Origin of the sequence: Porcipelethomonas ammoniilytica (assembly GCF_025567485.1) — a bacterium.
Classification (GTDB): domain Bacteria; phylum Bacillota; class Clostridia; order Oscillospirales; family Ruminococcaceae; genus Porcipelethomonas; species Porcipelethomonas ammoniilytica.
This window is the reverse complement of sequence record NZ_JAOQKH010000001.1, coordinates 276426-291305: the sequence shown is the minus strand read 5'-3', so window position 1 is coordinate 291305 and position 14880 is coordinate 276426. Positions and strand designations below refer to the sequence as shown.

At 32.0% G+C, this 14880-nt stretch carries 14 protein-coding genes; 1 reads left to right on the top strand and 13 read right to left on the bottom strand.

Annotated elements, in window-relative coordinates:
• Positions 1 to 13 precede the first annotated feature (13 nt).
• Entirely contained in the window at positions 14 to 1681 is a 1668-nt protein-coding gene (locus OCV67_RS01330) for a DEAD/DEAH box helicase (RefSeq protein WP_262644147.1), read from the bottom strand.
• Between the two features lie 198 nt (positions 1682 to 1879).
• Here OCV67_RS01330 and OCV67_RS01325 point away from each other — a divergent pair, with 198 nt between their 5' ends.
• Positions 1880 to 2860, top strand: a complete 981-nt coding sequence (locus OCV67_RS01325; RefSeq protein ID WP_147642047.1) for a tyrosine recombinase XerC — start codon at positions 1880 to 1882, stop codon at positions 2858 to 2860.
• 2 nt (positions 2861 to 2862) lie between these two features.
• Here the strand turns inward: OCV67_RS01325 and OCV67_RS01320 are convergent, their stop codons facing one another.
• From OCV67_RS01320 to purF, 12 genes are all read right to left on the bottom strand, one after another.
• The gene (locus OCV67_RS01320; protein WP_147642046.1) at positions 2863 to 3300 is read right to left on the bottom strand and encodes an Lrp/AsnC family transcriptional regulator; all 438 of its coding nucleotides are present in this window, start codon (positions 3298 to 3300) and stop codon (positions 2863 to 2865) included.
• Between the two features lie 86 nt (positions 3301 to 3386).
• On the bottom strand, positions 3387 to 3845 hold the full coding sequence (locus OCV67_RS01315) for an ATP synthase F0 subunit B (protein WP_147642045.1): 459 nt from the start codon (positions 3843 to 3845) through the stop codon (positions 3387 to 3389).
• 4 nt (positions 3846 to 3849) lie between these two features.
• Positions 3850 to 4344: a pantetheine-phosphate adenylyltransferase gene (gene coaD, locus OCV67_RS01310; protein ID WP_176828003.1), complete on the bottom strand. Its 495-nt coding sequence runs from the start codon at positions 4342 to 4344 to the stop codon at positions 3850 to 3852.
• Positions 4337 to 4888 carry a 16S rRNA (guanine(966)-N(2))-methyltransferase RsmD gene (gene rsmD, locus OCV67_RS01305; protein ID WP_262644146.1) on the bottom strand — a complete coding sequence of 184 codons (552 nt, stop codon included), beginning with the start codon at positions 4886 to 4888 and terminating at the stop codon, positions 4337 to 4339. The genes coaD and rsmD overlap by 8 nt, the downstream gene beginning before the upstream one ends.
• A gap of 10 nt (positions 4889 to 4898) precedes the next feature.
• Positions 4899 to 6719: an excinuclease ABC subunit UvrC gene (gene uvrC / locus OCV67_RS01300; RefSeq protein ID WP_147642043.1), complete on the bottom strand. Its 1821-nt coding sequence runs from the start codon at positions 6717 to 6719 to the stop codon at positions 4899 to 4901.
• A 19-nt stretch (positions 6720 to 6738) separates the two neighbouring features.
• Complete coding sequence (locus OCV67_RS01295) at positions 6739 to 8403, bottom strand: AMP-binding protein (RefSeq protein WP_178084953.1); 1665 nt, start codon at positions 8401 to 8403, stop codon at positions 6739 to 6741.
• Positions 8394 to 9698: a phosphoribosylamine--glycine ligase gene (gene purD / locus OCV67_RS01290; RefSeq protein WP_147642041.1), complete on the bottom strand. Its 1305-nt coding sequence runs from the start codon at positions 9696 to 9698 to the stop codon at positions 8394 to 8396. The genes OCV67_RS01295 and purD overlap by 10 nt, the downstream gene beginning before the upstream one ends.
• A gap of 41 nt (positions 9699 to 9739) precedes the next feature.
• Complete coding sequence (locus tag OCV67_RS01285) at positions 9740 to 10918, bottom strand: phosphoribosylaminoimidazolecarboxamide formyltransferase (RefSeq protein WP_147642040.1); 1179 nt, start codon at positions 10916 to 10918, stop codon at positions 9740 to 9742.
• A gap of 10 nt (positions 10919 to 10928) precedes the next feature.
• Positions 10929 to 11645 carry an IMP cyclohydrolase gene (locus tag OCV67_RS01280; RefSeq protein WP_147642039.1) on the bottom strand — a complete coding sequence of 239 codons (717 nt, stop codon included), beginning with the start codon at positions 11643 to 11645 and terminating at the stop codon, positions 10929 to 10931.
• 75 nt (positions 11646 to 11720) lie between these two features.
• Positions 11721 to 12350 carry a phosphoribosylglycinamide formyltransferase gene (gene purN, locus OCV67_RS01275; RefSeq protein WP_147642107.1) on the bottom strand — a complete coding sequence of 210 codons (630 nt, stop codon included), beginning with the start codon at positions 12348 to 12350 and terminating at the stop codon, positions 11721 to 11723.
• A 33-nt stretch (positions 12351 to 12383) separates the two neighbouring features.
• Positions 12384 to 13418, bottom strand: coding sequence for a phosphoribosylformylglycinamidine cyclo-ligase (gene purM, locus OCV67_RS01270; protein WP_147642038.1), 1035 nt, complete (start codon positions 13416 to 13418; stop codon positions 12384 to 12386).
• Between the two features lie 23 nt (positions 13419 to 13441).
• On the bottom strand, positions 13442 to 14863 hold the full coding sequence (purF, locus tag OCV67_RS01265) for an amidophosphoribosyltransferase (protein ID WP_147642037.1): 1422 nt from the start codon (positions 14861 to 14863) through the stop codon (positions 13442 to 13444).
• Positions 14864 to 14880 lie beyond the last annotated feature (17 nt).

Here is a 14880-nt window from a genome sequence, read left to right as displayed (position 1 = left end):
AATTCCCTCAATATCAGCCTTTTTTATAGATCTGGCTTTTATTTTTTTGCTTTTTGTTTTTATTAACATTTCTAATATCTTTTTTCATATCTACTTTTTTTACAATGACCCTATTTCCGTTAATTTTACTGTTTTTCATAGACTTCACAATATAGTCTATTTTATTAATTGGTACATCAACGGTAGTAAAGTTATCATGGATATTGATTTTTCCAAAACTTTTACCGGAAATTCCAGTAGCATCAACTAAAGCGCCTAAAATATAATTAGGATTTATTTTTTGATTTTTTCCTAAATTAATATTGACTTTAGCAGTTCTTTTATTAATATTTTTATTATCTGGTAAATAAAAATTATTATATTTAATTACCTTAACATCAGGAATATTTTGCAGTTTTGCCCCAAACAAGTAATTTAATAAATAAACTGAAATGTTCTCATAAGTCCAGCCCTTTTCCAAAAGGCTATTAATAAGATCATATGATTCTTTATAAATTTTTTTATCAGCAAGATGTGAAATAAATTTTTCATAATTTTCAATTTCAATATCAACTAATTCAGACTTATTTGGTAATTCACTTTCTTTTATTACAGATTTAGTATTTTTAGCAATCATATTTAAATCGCTAACTTGTTTACGGTTACATACTAATGTATATGCTGTTCCGGATTTGCCGGCACGTCCCGTTCGGCCGATACGATGAATATAATATTCATTATCCTGTGGTAAATCAAAATTAAAAACAGCATCAATTCCATTAACGTCAATACCTCGGGCAGCAACATCTGTAGCAACTAAAATAGAAGTTTTACCGGATTTAAAAGAATTCATAACTGAAGTTCGCTGTAATTGTTTCATATCTCCATGAATTCCTGCGGCCTTATATCCTTTTGAAACCAGTATATTTGTTAATTCATCAACCATTTTTTTTGTATTACAAAAAATCATAGAAGATTTTGGCTGATTTTTTATTAATAGCAAATCTAAAGCGTCAAATTTTTTTCCCATTGGCACTATATAATAGTATTGTTCGATAGATTCAACGGTTTTACTTTTAGTATTTGTTTTAATTAAAATAGGATTATTTTGATATTTATGTGTGATAGCCAAAATTTCAGGAGGCATTGTTGCGGAAAAAAGTATAGTTTGGCGTTCTTTAGGAATATATTGCAAAATATTTTCAATATCTTCACGAAATCCCATTTGCAGCATTTCATCGGCTTCGTCAAGTACTATAGTTTTTAAATTTTGCAATTTTAATGTATGTCGATTTATATGATCAATAATTCTGCCCGGAGTACCTATAATAATATTAACTCCTCGTTTCAATTGATATATCTGTTTATCAATTGAAACGCCTCCGAAAATAGCTAATGGTTTAACCCAATTTTTATATTTACTGAATTTTTTTATTTCTTCACATGCTTGCTGAGCCAGTTCACGCGTTGGACATAAAATAAGTGTTTGAATAAAATCCGAATCATTTTGTAATATTTTTTCTATAACAGGAATACCAAAAGCAGCAGTTTTTCCAGTTCCTGTATTTGAACGGCCAATTATGTCCAAACCTTTCATAATTACTGGAATACTTTTTTCCTGTATTTCAGTCATTTCGTCAAATCCCATAGATTTTACGGCAGATAATAATTCATCTGATAATCCTAATTCTTTAAATTGCATTTGTTTGTTCCTTTCAATCTTATACTTAATTAATCATATCATAATTTTTAAAAAAAGTCAAATAGTACCTTGAAAATTCTGTAAAAAATATGATATAATAAAATTGAATTTTAATTTAAAAACTGGTAGGAAAGAAGAAAAATAAAATTTTATTTATTTCGCTAAATACAAATTTAGCGAAATTAGAGGTGCAAAAAAATGAAAAAAATTAATTTAAAAGAATTTCCGGATTTTATTAATGATTACTGGTTTCATTTAACACTAGTAAAAGCAAAATCTGAACGAACAGCTGAAGGATATCTGATAGATATAAGAGTTTTTTTTAGATATCTGATATATATGAATTCATCCGAAGATATAGATTTTAATAAAATTGATATACAAAATTTTGATTTAAAAGTTCTTGAAAATGTAAATCTTCATAAAATATATGAATACATTTATTTTTTAAGAGATGAACGTAAAAACAACGACAAAACTATCGCAAGAAAAATTTCTTCTATTAAAAGTTTATTTAAGTATCTTACTAAGCAAGCATGTATATTAAAAAACGATCCTACCGTAAATCTTGAGCTTCCAAGTCTAAAAAAATCCTTACCAAAATATTTAACACTTGAAGAAAGTCAGGAGCTTCTTGAAAATGCTGCCAATAATAAATTTAATTCATTGCGTGATTACTGTATGATTACTCTTTTTTTAAATTGTGGTATGCGTTTAAGTGAATTAGTTGGAATCAATATATCTGATATTAATTTTAAGGAACGAAAAATTAAATTATTGGGTAAAGGCAATAAAGAACGTATGATCTACCTCAATGACGCATGCATACAATCGCTTCAGGACTACATAGAATCACGTGAAAATTCAATATTAGAACCTGACGCATTATTTTTAAGTAAAAAAGGCAGACGTATCAGCCGCAGACGTGTTGAACAAATTGTAGAAGAAACTTTACAAGCAACGGGATTATCTGGAAAAGGAATTTCAGTACATAAATTAAGACATACTGCTGCAACATTGATGTATCAATACGGAAATGTTGACACGTTAACTCTAAAAGAAATACTTGGACATAAAAGTATTGCAACGACAGAGATATATACTCATTTGTCGAACGATATACTAAAAAATGCCGCAGACAGTTCACCTCTTGCAAATATTAAAAATAAGAAAAAATAAATTTATTCACTAATTTTAATTTCTCTGTTTGGAACAGGTGTTGAAAAAACAATTTGTGTCGATGTATTTCCAAAGTGCTGAAGTTTCCCTATAAATATATCTAATTCTTGTGTACTGGGAAACGCCACTTTAATTAACATAGAAAAACTGCCCGTAACACAGTTACATTCCAGAACATTTGGACAACTATGTATAAACGGATAAAATTCAGCCTTTTGATTTGGCGTCATTTCAAGATTTATAAATGCTGTTATGTGATATCCTAATTTTTGTTTGTCAATAACAGTATTGTATCCCAATATTATACCCTGCTTTTCCAGTTTGTTGATTCTTGATGAAACTGCAGGAGCAGACAAGAAAACTTGTGAAGCTAGAAATTTTAGAGGATATCTGGCATTTTCCTGTAATAATGTTATTAATTTGATATCTATTTTATCCATAAAAATCCACCTTAAAAAAAGAGACGTATCATAAAATGATTCGCCTCTTTGCGTATTTATCTAATTATTCTTGATAAAGTATCAATTTATCGTCTGTCTTCTCGAATTTTAGATTTTTGTTTTTTAACATCCTGTAATGCAATACTCATGAATTTTTCAGTATTATTCATTAAGTTATCAACATATCCATTAGCTGATTTTTTTATTTCCTTGGCATTATTCTGTGCTTTTGTGAGAAGTTCCACAGCTTTTTTCTTAGCTTCCTTAACTATTGCATCCTGAGAAACCATTGTGGCAGCTCTTTTTTCAGCCTGACTTATAATTGATTCTGCCTTTGCCTTAGCTTCATTTAATATTCTTTCTCTATCAAAAGCAACAAGCCTTGCATCTTTTATTTCATGAGGCATATTCAATCTAACATCATTAACAAGTTCTCGCATTCTATCTGCATCAACGAGAAACTTATTTCCAGCAAAGGGAAACGGTTTAGCTTTATCAAGAACCTCATCCATTTCATCAAGTATCTCATCAATTTTATTATTCATAAAATTACTCCTTTATAAGCCTTTTTCTTATAAAATCAAGCACGTTTTCAGGTACGAAATGACTTATGTCACCGCCAAAATAAGCAATTTGCTTAACAACGCTTGAACTTAAGTACATATTTTCCGTTGAAGTTGTTAGAAATACTGTTTCAGCGCCATTGTATAGTTTTTTATTTGCAAGAGCCATCTGAAATTCATATTCAAAGTCACTAACAGCTCTAAGACCTTTAACAATTGCAACTGCGCCAATTTTCTTTACATAATCAGCTAAAAGACCATCCAGAACGTCAATAACAACATTACCAAATTCACTAGTATTTTTTTTTATCATCATCATACGTTCCGATTCAGTAAAACTGGGTGATTTAACTGTATTGACTGAAATTAAAACAACAACTTCATCAAATAGCTGTGATGCTCTTTTAATTATATCAATATGTCCAAAAGTTATAGGATCAAAACTTCCCGGACAAACAGCTATTCTTTTCAATTTATTCATCCTCTCCATAACGACAAAACATTGATATATTTATTTTACCATATTTATAATTTTTTTTCAATATTAAATCTACAATTTTTTCAGGTAAAATCAAATTTTGTTCATATTCACAGATAATCTTACCATTATAATTTAATTTATCAGACAATAATGGCAATATTTCAGTTAATATTCCTTTATTATATGGGGGATCCAGAAAAATAAAATCAAATTTTTTATTTGTTTGTTTAAGAAAATCATAACTATTCATTTGAAATATCTGAGCTTGTTTAATAAGTTTTGTTTTTTCAAGATTTTTTTTGACAAGTTCAATGGATTTTTTAGAATTATCAATAAATACTGCCGACTGTGCTCCCCTGCTTAGCGCTTCAATTCCCAACTGGCCGCTGCCGGCAAATAAATCCAGAACATCTGAATTATATAATTCAAACTGAATTGATGAAAATATAGCTTCTTTAACCTTATCAGTTGTGGGACGTACATCCAAACCTTCCATAGTTTCCAGTCTTATACCTTTTGCTATTCCTGTGATAACTCTCATCATTTCACCTACTTTATAAATTTTGAATCAGGTTGTATAACTCTTCGGCAATGTTACTATTTACACCTGCTATTTTAGATAATTCCTCTGGACTAGCTTTTTTTAAATTTTCCTTAGTTTTAAACTCCAAAATAAGTTTTTGAGCTTTTTTTGATCCTATGCCTTTTACTTTTGTTAATTCAAAACTGAAACTATTTTTTGTATGTTTCGTTTTCATATATGATATTGCAAATCTGTGAACTTCATCCTGAATTTTTGTCATCAAAATAAACGCTTGAGATTTTTTCGAGACAGATATTTCACTGCCGCCTGTAGCTATAGCTCGCGTTCTGTGTTTATTGTCCTTAACAAGACCATATATCGGAATATCTAAATTAAATTTTTTTATTGTCTGTAATACTGCATTAACATGTCCTTTGCCACCGTCAAGTAAAATTAAATCTGGTAGTGTAATGAACCCACTGTCATTTCCATGCAAATATTCATTAAATCGCCTTTCGATAACTTCCTGCATACATGCATAGTCGTTTTGAATAAGGTTGTCTTTTATGGCAAATCGCTTATATGCTTTTTTAAATGGACGTCCATTTTTAAACACAACCATTCCTGCAACCATTGAAGATGATGATAAATTAGAAATATCATATGCTTCTATGTATTCAGGAGGTTTTTTCAAACCTAAAATTTTGGATAATTCTTCAAGTGCTGATATTTCTTTTCTGGTTCTCCCATTTTGGACAGATAAATACTCTTCAGCATTTGATTTTGCCATCATAATATATTTTAATAAGTTACCTTTTTGAGGAAATGAAAATTTAATGTTATGATTACATTTATCACATAGCACTTTTTTTATTAATTCTACATTTTCAATTTTTTCCTCAAGAACTATATTTTTAGGAATATTATCCTGAGAAGTATAGTACATTATCAAAAATGATTCTAAATAATTTTCATCGCACTCTTCATTACAATATGAAAAAATCAATTTATCAAAAAGACGCCCATTTCTATAAATTAATAAAGAAATGCAAATTCCATTGGAACTTTGGGATGAAGCAATAAAATCACAGCTTTTTAGATCTATATCAAATATTTTTTGTTTTTGATTAGATTTTGTAATAGCATTGATTCTATCTCTTATTCTTGCTGCTTTTTCAAAGTCCAAGTTTTCAGATGCTTTATCCATTTGCAATTGAAGCTTCTTTATTGATAAATTATTTCCATTTTGAATATATGATTTAGCTTGATTAATAATTTCATTAAATTCTTCTGGAGTAATATCATTATGACAAAGACCTATGCATTGATTTATATGATAATTTAGACAAGGTCTCATAGGTTTTCTTTTTTCATTAAATTTGTATTTACAGGTTGGTAATTTAAATACTTTATTGACTTCATCTACAGTTTGAGTAGCAATAAAAGAACTTGTATATGGACCAAAGAATTCACCAGTTTTATCTACATTTTTTTCAGCAGTAATTTTCGGGTACAAATCATTCGAAATTTTAATATAAAAGTATCCTTTATCATCCTTAAGCAATATATTATACTTAGGTTTATGCTGTTTAATTAAACTGCATTCCAAAATCAATGCTTCATATTCACTGTCAGTTACAATAAAATCGTAATCATAAACATTTTCAACCATGTGTAAAACCTTTGGTGTATGACTCGAATTATGTCTAAAGTAACTGCTTACTCGGTTTTTTAAATTTTTAGCTTTACCTATATATATAATATCGTTATTTTTATTCTTCATTAAATAAACACCCGGCGAAATTGTCAATTTGGACGTCTTTTGCTGAAGAAAAGGCAATCGTTCATTCATAAATTCCTCCGGGTTTTTATCATTTGCTATTATCCTGCATTCTAATTTCTTTACGTTTTATTTTGCCGCCAATAGTTTTTGGCAATTCATTAACATATTCAATAATTCTTGGATATTTATAAGGCGCTGTAGTACGCTTTACATGTTCTTGTAATTCTTTAGTTAGTTCTTCGCTAGGAGTATATTCTTTAGCTAACACAACTGTTGCTTTTACTACTTGACCGCGAATCGGATCCGGAGCAGAAGTTATTGCACATTCGACTACCGATGGATGTTCTATCATTGCGCTTTCTACTTCAAATGGACCTATGCGGTAACCGGAACATTTTATTACATCATCATTTCTGCCCATAAACCAATAATATCCGTTTTCATCACGCACAGCCATATCGCCGGTGTCATAATATTCCCCGCCAAGAGCTTTATCAGTTAGTTCAGGATTATGATAATAACCTGTAAATAATCCTATAGGAAGCTTTTTATTGACCCCATAAATTACAATTGTTCCTTCTTCACCCGGTTTGCAGTCATTTCCATCATTGTTAATAAGCCGTATATCATACAAAGGTGATGGTTTTCCGGTAGAACCTGCCGATGGTTCCATCCATTTAAAATTAGCAATTAAAACAGTTCCTTCCGTTTGACCGAAACCTTCACGAAGTTTTAATCCGGTTAATTTATACCAATCATTGAATACCTGCGGATTTAAAGGTTCGCCTGCAATACAGCATGTTTTTATATTTGATAAATCAAACTTTGAAACATCTTCCTGTAACATAAATCTAAACATAGTAGGAGGAGCACAAAAAGTAGTAACTTTATATTCGGTTATTTTTTCAAGCAGTTTAAGCGGAATAAATTTATCCATATCATAACAAAAAATTACTGCTCCGCAAATCCATTGTCCATATATTTTTCCCCAGCCAAATTTTGCCCAACCTGAGTCCGAAACACTCATATGAAGTTTATTTTCCTGTACTTGCTGCCAATATTTTGCAGTTACTATATGACCTAAAGGATGCGCAAAGTTATGTTTAACCATTTTAGGCATACCAGTAGTACCGGAAGTAAAATAAATAAGCATTGTATCGTCCCATTTATTTGCTTCTTCATTAACAGGACGTTCAAATATATCTGAGAATTTCTGAATTTCATCTTCAAAATAATCCCATGTACTATATTTTTCTCCTACAACAATTTTATGCTTTAACGACGGTATATCACAGTCAGCAGATTCTATTTGATTAATTACAAAATCATCATTTATACTGACTATAGCAGTAATTTCAGCAGCGTTTCCTCTGTATACTATATCTTTAGCTGTAAGCTGTAAAGAACCAGGTATAACTATTGCACCTATTTTATGAAGAGCAACAGCACATATCCAATATTCCCATCTTCTGCGTAAAATAAGCATTACAACGGAACCCTTGCTTATACCTATACTTTTGAAATAGTTTGCCGCTTTATTTGACAATTTAGATATATCAGTAAATGTAAATTTATATTCCTCATTATGATCATTACACCATACTAAAGCTAATTTTTCCGGTTCCTGTTTAGCCCATTCATCAACAATATCATAACCAAAATTAAAATTTTCAGGTACATTTACTTTATAGTTTTCTTTAAAATCTTCATAATTATCAAATTCTATTCTAGGTAAAAATCTATTTAGTAACATATTAATTCTTCCTGTATTTTATTTGATTTTAATGCTTTCTGACCAATATCTTTTCTATAGTGCATTTTATCAAAATGTATTTTAGAAACAGAATTATATGCAATATCAAGTGCGACATTCAGCTTATCTGATATCGCAGTAACTCCTAATACTCTTCCGCCGGATGTATAAAATTTTTGATTTTCAAGCTTTGTACCTGCATGAAAAACCAAAGAATTATTTAATTGTCCCTTTTCGTCCAAACCGGTTATTTCAACTCCTGTTTCATATTTTTTAGGATATCCCCCGCTTGCCATAATAATACATGCGGCAGATTGATTTTTCCATTTAATATCTAATTGATCTAATGTTTCATTTATAACAGCATTAATTATATCAACTAAATCGGTGTCAAGTAAAGGAAGAACAACCTGAGTTTCCGGATCTCCAAAACGGCAATTATATTCAATTACCTTTGGACCGTTTTCTGTTATCATTAAACCAAAATAAAGACAGCCTTTAAATGTTCTGTTTTCTTTTGACATTGCTTTAATTGTAGGGATAAAAATTGACTTCATACACACATCAGCAATGTTTTTTGTATAATATGGATTTGGTGCAACAGTTCCCATTCCGCCGGTATTTAATCCTTCATCATTATCCAGTGCACGTTTATGATCCATAGAAGATACCATAGGTGAAATTGTCTTACCGTCTGTAAAACACAATACAGATACTTCCGGACCTGTTAAAAATTCTTCTATAACAATATTAGAACCGCTTTTTCCAAAAATCTGATCTTCCATAATAGATATTACAGCGTCTTTTGCCTCATCAAAATTCTGAGCAATTATGACTCCCTTACCTAAGGCCAATCCATCTGCTTTAATAACAGCAGGATATTTATTTTCATTTTTTAAATATTCTATTGCCGCAGCTGAATTTGAAAAAATTTCATATTTAGCTGTAGGTATACCATATTTTTTCATAAGATCTTTTGAAAAAACTTTACTGCCTTCAATAATAGCTGCTGCTTTATTAGGTCCGAAAGCTTTAATGCCTTCGGCTTTTAATGCATCAACCATACCGAGAACTAGTGGATCGTCCGGAGCAACAACAACCATATCAACAGATAATTCTTTAGCAAGCTTTACAACACCGTCTATATCGGTTGCATTAACTGAAAAGCATTGTGCATATTTCTTTATACCACCGTTTCCCGGGGTACAGTATAATTTATTAATTTTTTGACTTTCAGCAAGTTTCATTATAATTGCATGTTCCCTGCCGCCGCCGCCGACAACCAATACGTTCATATTTTATCTCCTTAACATATTAATTATATAACTTAAAAAAATTAATGATGGAAAAGACGTATTCCTGTAAAAGCCATAGCCATATTATATTTATTGCAGGTTTCAATTACATTGTCGTCTCTTATAGAACCTCCTGGTTCTGCAATATATAATACACCGCTTTTTTTAGCTCGTTCAATATTATCGCCGAATGGGAAAAATGCATCGGAACCAAGGCATACATCAGTATTTTTTTCAAGCCATTCTTTTTGTTCGCCCTTAGTAAATACCGGTGGTTTTTCCTTAAAAATATTTTGCCATGCACCGTCAGCTAAAACATCCATATATTCATCGGAAATATAAACATCAATAGCATTGTCGCGATCAGGTCTTCTGATATTATCAACAAATTTCAGATTCAAAACCTGTGGAGACTGACGCAGCCACCATATATCTGCTTTATTGCCTGCCAATCTGGTACAATGAATTCTTGACTGTTGACCGGCACCGATACCGATTGCCTGTCCGTTCTTTACGTAACAAACTGAATTAGACTGTGTATATTTTAATGTGATTAGCGATATAAGCAAATCACGTTTTTTATCTTCAGGAATCTCTTTATTATCGGTAACAATATTTTGAAGAAGTTCATTATTAATTTTTAAATTATTTCTTCCCTGTTCAAATGTTATTCCGAAAACCTGTTTAGTTTCAATTTCTTCCGGAACATAATTAGGATCAATTTTTATTATATTATATGTGCCTTTTCTCTTGGACTTTAAAATTTCTAATGCTTCATCTGTATAATCAGGAGCAATAATGCCGTCAGAGACTTCTCGCTGAAGCATTTTAGCAGTTGGTACGTCACAGGTATCAGATAACGCAACAAAATCGCCGTATGAAGACATTCTGTCAGCGCCTCTGGCTCTTGCATAAGCACATGCCATTGGTGAAAGATCTTCAAGATCATCAACAAAATAAACTTTTTTCAGAGTTTCATCCAAAGGAATACCCACAGCTGCTCCGGCAGGAGATACATGTTTAAATGAAGTTGCGGCACATAATCCGGTTGCTTCTTTAAGTTCTTTTACCAATTGCCAGCCATTAAAAGCGTCCAATAAATTAATATATCCCGGATTACCGTTTAATACCGTTATAGGTAATTCACCATTATTTATATAAATTTTAGAAGGCTTCTGATTTGGATTACATCCATACTTTAAAAACATTTCAGCAGACATAAAACTTCTCCTAACAATTTTTATTAATTATTTTTGATTCATATTTTCCGGTTTCTAAATTTATAAATCTGATAAATAACGAAACTTTATTATCAGAATTTAAGTTATTCCATAGTAATTGAGAAAATTCTTCTATACTATCAGGAATTGAAATAAGCTTTGGTTCTCCTTCAAAACTCGGAAGAGGATTACCATCACTCATATATGTATGGATAAAGTGTCCTTCACCATTTATTGGATTATTATATGAGAATGTAAATCTGCTGCAGGATTCCGGATTTCCGTCAGCACTTTTTAAAATTGAAAGCGCATAGTTGAAAGTTTTATTTGGTTCAACCTTTATTATACCCGAAATTCTTGGAGTATAGTTTGGAGCGTCAGGTTCAAACTCTCTTGTTCGCAAAGCCTGTTCAAAAGTAAGCTGATTATTCATTAAATCATAAATGGTATCTGTTTGATCACCGTTTGTTACTATGGTTTTATTTCCCAATACTCTTACAGGAGAATAAATTATAAGACTAGGATCAGACAATTTTTCCGGATCAAATGCCTGCGTCCTAATACCTTCGCCATCTTCTACAAATACTCTGTTACGGCTGTTTTCACTGCGTCCCATTATAAAATATGCTGTAACCGCATTTTTACCATTTTCAGATTTTCCGATTATGATTCCTCTCCCCGGGTAAGAATTACCGGTGAGTTCCATTGCAATATCAATTTTATTCATAATATTCCCTTCTTTGTTATTTCAAAATAAATGTATATATAATTTGCTTTAAGTACAGAAATATTGTTTTTTAACTTAATCTTCCTTTATGTATGCTTTGCCATTATTAATTTCAATTCTATCCTGACAAAATAACGAAACAGTTTCAGGAAGAATTTTCCATTCTGCTTCCTGCATAATACGCTTTTGAAGTTTTTCCGGAGTATCATCATTTTTAACAGCAACTGCTTTCTGCATAATGATAGCGCCTGCGTCTGCAATTTCATTTACAAAATGCACAGTAGCTCCGCTTATTTTAACTCCATATTTTAATGCTTCTTCATGTACTTTTAAACCATAAAATCCTTGACCGCAGAATGATGGTATCAAAGCAGGATGAACATTTATTATTTTATAAGGATAAGCCTTAACGATACTTTTATCAAGAATAGTCATAAATCCTGCAAGAACAATTAAATCAGCATATTCTTCATAGAGGGCTTCCAAGACTGCCTCGCTGTAGCTTTTATTATCTTTATATGATTTTCTTGGAATTATTCTGGTAGGAATACCGTTTTCTTTTGCTCTTACCAATGCGTATGCATTGGGATTTGATGAAATTACACACGATATTTTGCCGCCGATAATTTGTCCATTATTCTGAGCGTCAATAAGCGCCTGTAAATTAGTTCCTCCTCCGGAAACTAAAACAATAATATTTTTCAAGGGCTTATCTGATATATTCATAATTTACCTCGCTTAATTAATAATAACACCTTCATCGCTATTAACCAGTTCGCCTAAAATATATGCTTCAACACCTGAATTATTTAAAATTTCAACCGCTTTATCAGCATTATTTTTATCAACAGATACAGTCATTCCCACACCCATATTAAACGTATTAAACATGTCTCTTTCCGGAATATGACCTGTTCTTGCAATCAAGTCGAATATAGGAAGAATCTGAACATTATTTCTGCAGATTTGTGCAGATATACCTTTTGGCAGTGAACGGGGAATATTTTCATAAAATCCTCCGCCTGTAATATGAGAAATTGCTTTAACATTAACTTGTTCAAGTAATGAAAGAATTGGTTTTACATAAATTTTTGTAGGCGTGAGTAAAGAATCGCCAAGTGTTGTTCCAAGATCAGAGAAATGTCTTGCCAGAGTTTGTTCATTGACCGTAAAAACTTTTCTTATTAATGAAAAACCATTAGAATGTACTCCGCTGGATTTTATTGCAATCAATATATCCCCAGCTTTTTGAGTTTCCGGCTTCAGTATTTTTTCCTTGTCTACAACCCCTACTGCAAATCCTGCTACATCATACTCATCAACAGGATAAAAACCCGGCATTTCAGCTGTTTCGCCGCCGATAAGCGCACATCCTGACTGTACACATCCGTCTGCGATGCCGGATACTATTTCTGCTACCTTTTCAGGATAATTTTTACCGACAGCAATATAATCAAGGAAAAACTGAGGTTTTGCACCACAGCAAATTATATCGTTGACGCACATAGCAACACAATCAATACCAATTGTATCATGCTTGTCCATTAAAAAAGCAATTTTTAATTTGGTGCCGACGCCGTCTGTACCTGAAACAAATACAGGTTTTTTTATACCTGTCAGGTCAGGCTCAAATAAGCCTCCAAAACCACCGATACCGGATATAACGCCGTCTGTAATAGTTTTTTGAACATGAACTTTCATCAGTTCAACAGCTTTGTAACCAGCTGTAACATCAACACCGGCCTTTTTATAACTTTCAGAAAAGCTTTTCATTAAATGATCCTCCAAAAATTTATTTATTCGTCAATTTTACGTTCAAATTTATCTTTGGGCATTTCTTTAGGAACTCTTATAGGATATTCTCCCGTAAAGCATCCTGTACAGAAATTACATTTTGCATTTTCAGCAATATTTTTAACCCCTTCAATACTTAGATATCCCAATGAATCGGCGCCTATTTCTTTTGCAATTTCCTCAATACTCATCTGACAGGCAATTAAATTTTCTTTACTGTCGATGTCAATGCCAAAGTAACATGGATTTGTAAACGGCGGACTGGATATACGCATATGAACTTCTGTTGCTCCGGCTTCACGTATAAGATTAACTATTCTTGCACTTGTTGTGCCGCGTACAATACTATCATCAATCAATACTACCCTTTTTCCTTTGACAACATCTTTAATTACATTCAGTTTTATTCTAACCGAATTAGACCGCTGAGACTGGCTAGGCTGAATAAAAGTTCTGCCGACATACCGATTTTTTATAAATCCAACGCCGTATGGTATTCCGGACGCCATTGAAAATCCCAAAGCAGCGTCAAGACCACTGTCCGGAACACCCACAACAACATCCGCTTCTACCGGAGATTCCTGCCATAATTTTTTTCCTGCGTTTAATCTTGCCTGGTGTACGCTCGAACCTTCAATAACAGAGTCGGGACGTGCAATATACACATATTCAAATACACACATGGAGGTTTTTTGACCACAATGGGTTTTTAAAGAATGCGCTCCGTTTTTATCAACAATGATAATCTCTCCCGGTTCAACATCTCTGATAAATCGTGCACCAATGCTGTCCAAAGCACAGCTTTCAGAAGCAAAAACAATAGCGCCCGTTTCCGTTTCACCCATACAAAGCGGTCTGAATCCCTGAGGATCTCTTGCAGCTATGAGTTTTTTAGGAGACATGATAACAAGAGAATATGCTCCCTTAAACTTATACATAGCCTGTTCAACTGCTTTTTCAATAGACGGCTGAATTAACCTTTGTTCTGTTATTGCATATGAAATTACTTCAGTATCATTTGTATTGTGAAATATTCCGCCGTTTAATTCATATTTTTCACGTAAATCTCTTGCATTGACAAGATTTCCATTGTGAGCTATAGCCATAGGTCCTTTTATGTGCCTGACAACTAAAGGCTGAGCATTTGATCGATTGGATTTACCCGTAGTAGAATATCTTACATGTCCTATAGCTATGTTACCCATACCAAGTTTTCTCAGATTCCCTTCATTAAAAACATCAGGAACAAGACCAAGATCTTTATGATATGACAAAATACCTTTGTCATTTACAACAATTCCGCAGCTTTCCTGTCCTCGGTGTTGTAAAGCATATAATGCAAAGTATGTCTGAGATGCGACATCCATAGTATCTTTACTGTATATACCGAATACGCCGCATTCTTCTTTTATTTGATCAAACATAAATTTTACTCCATTCA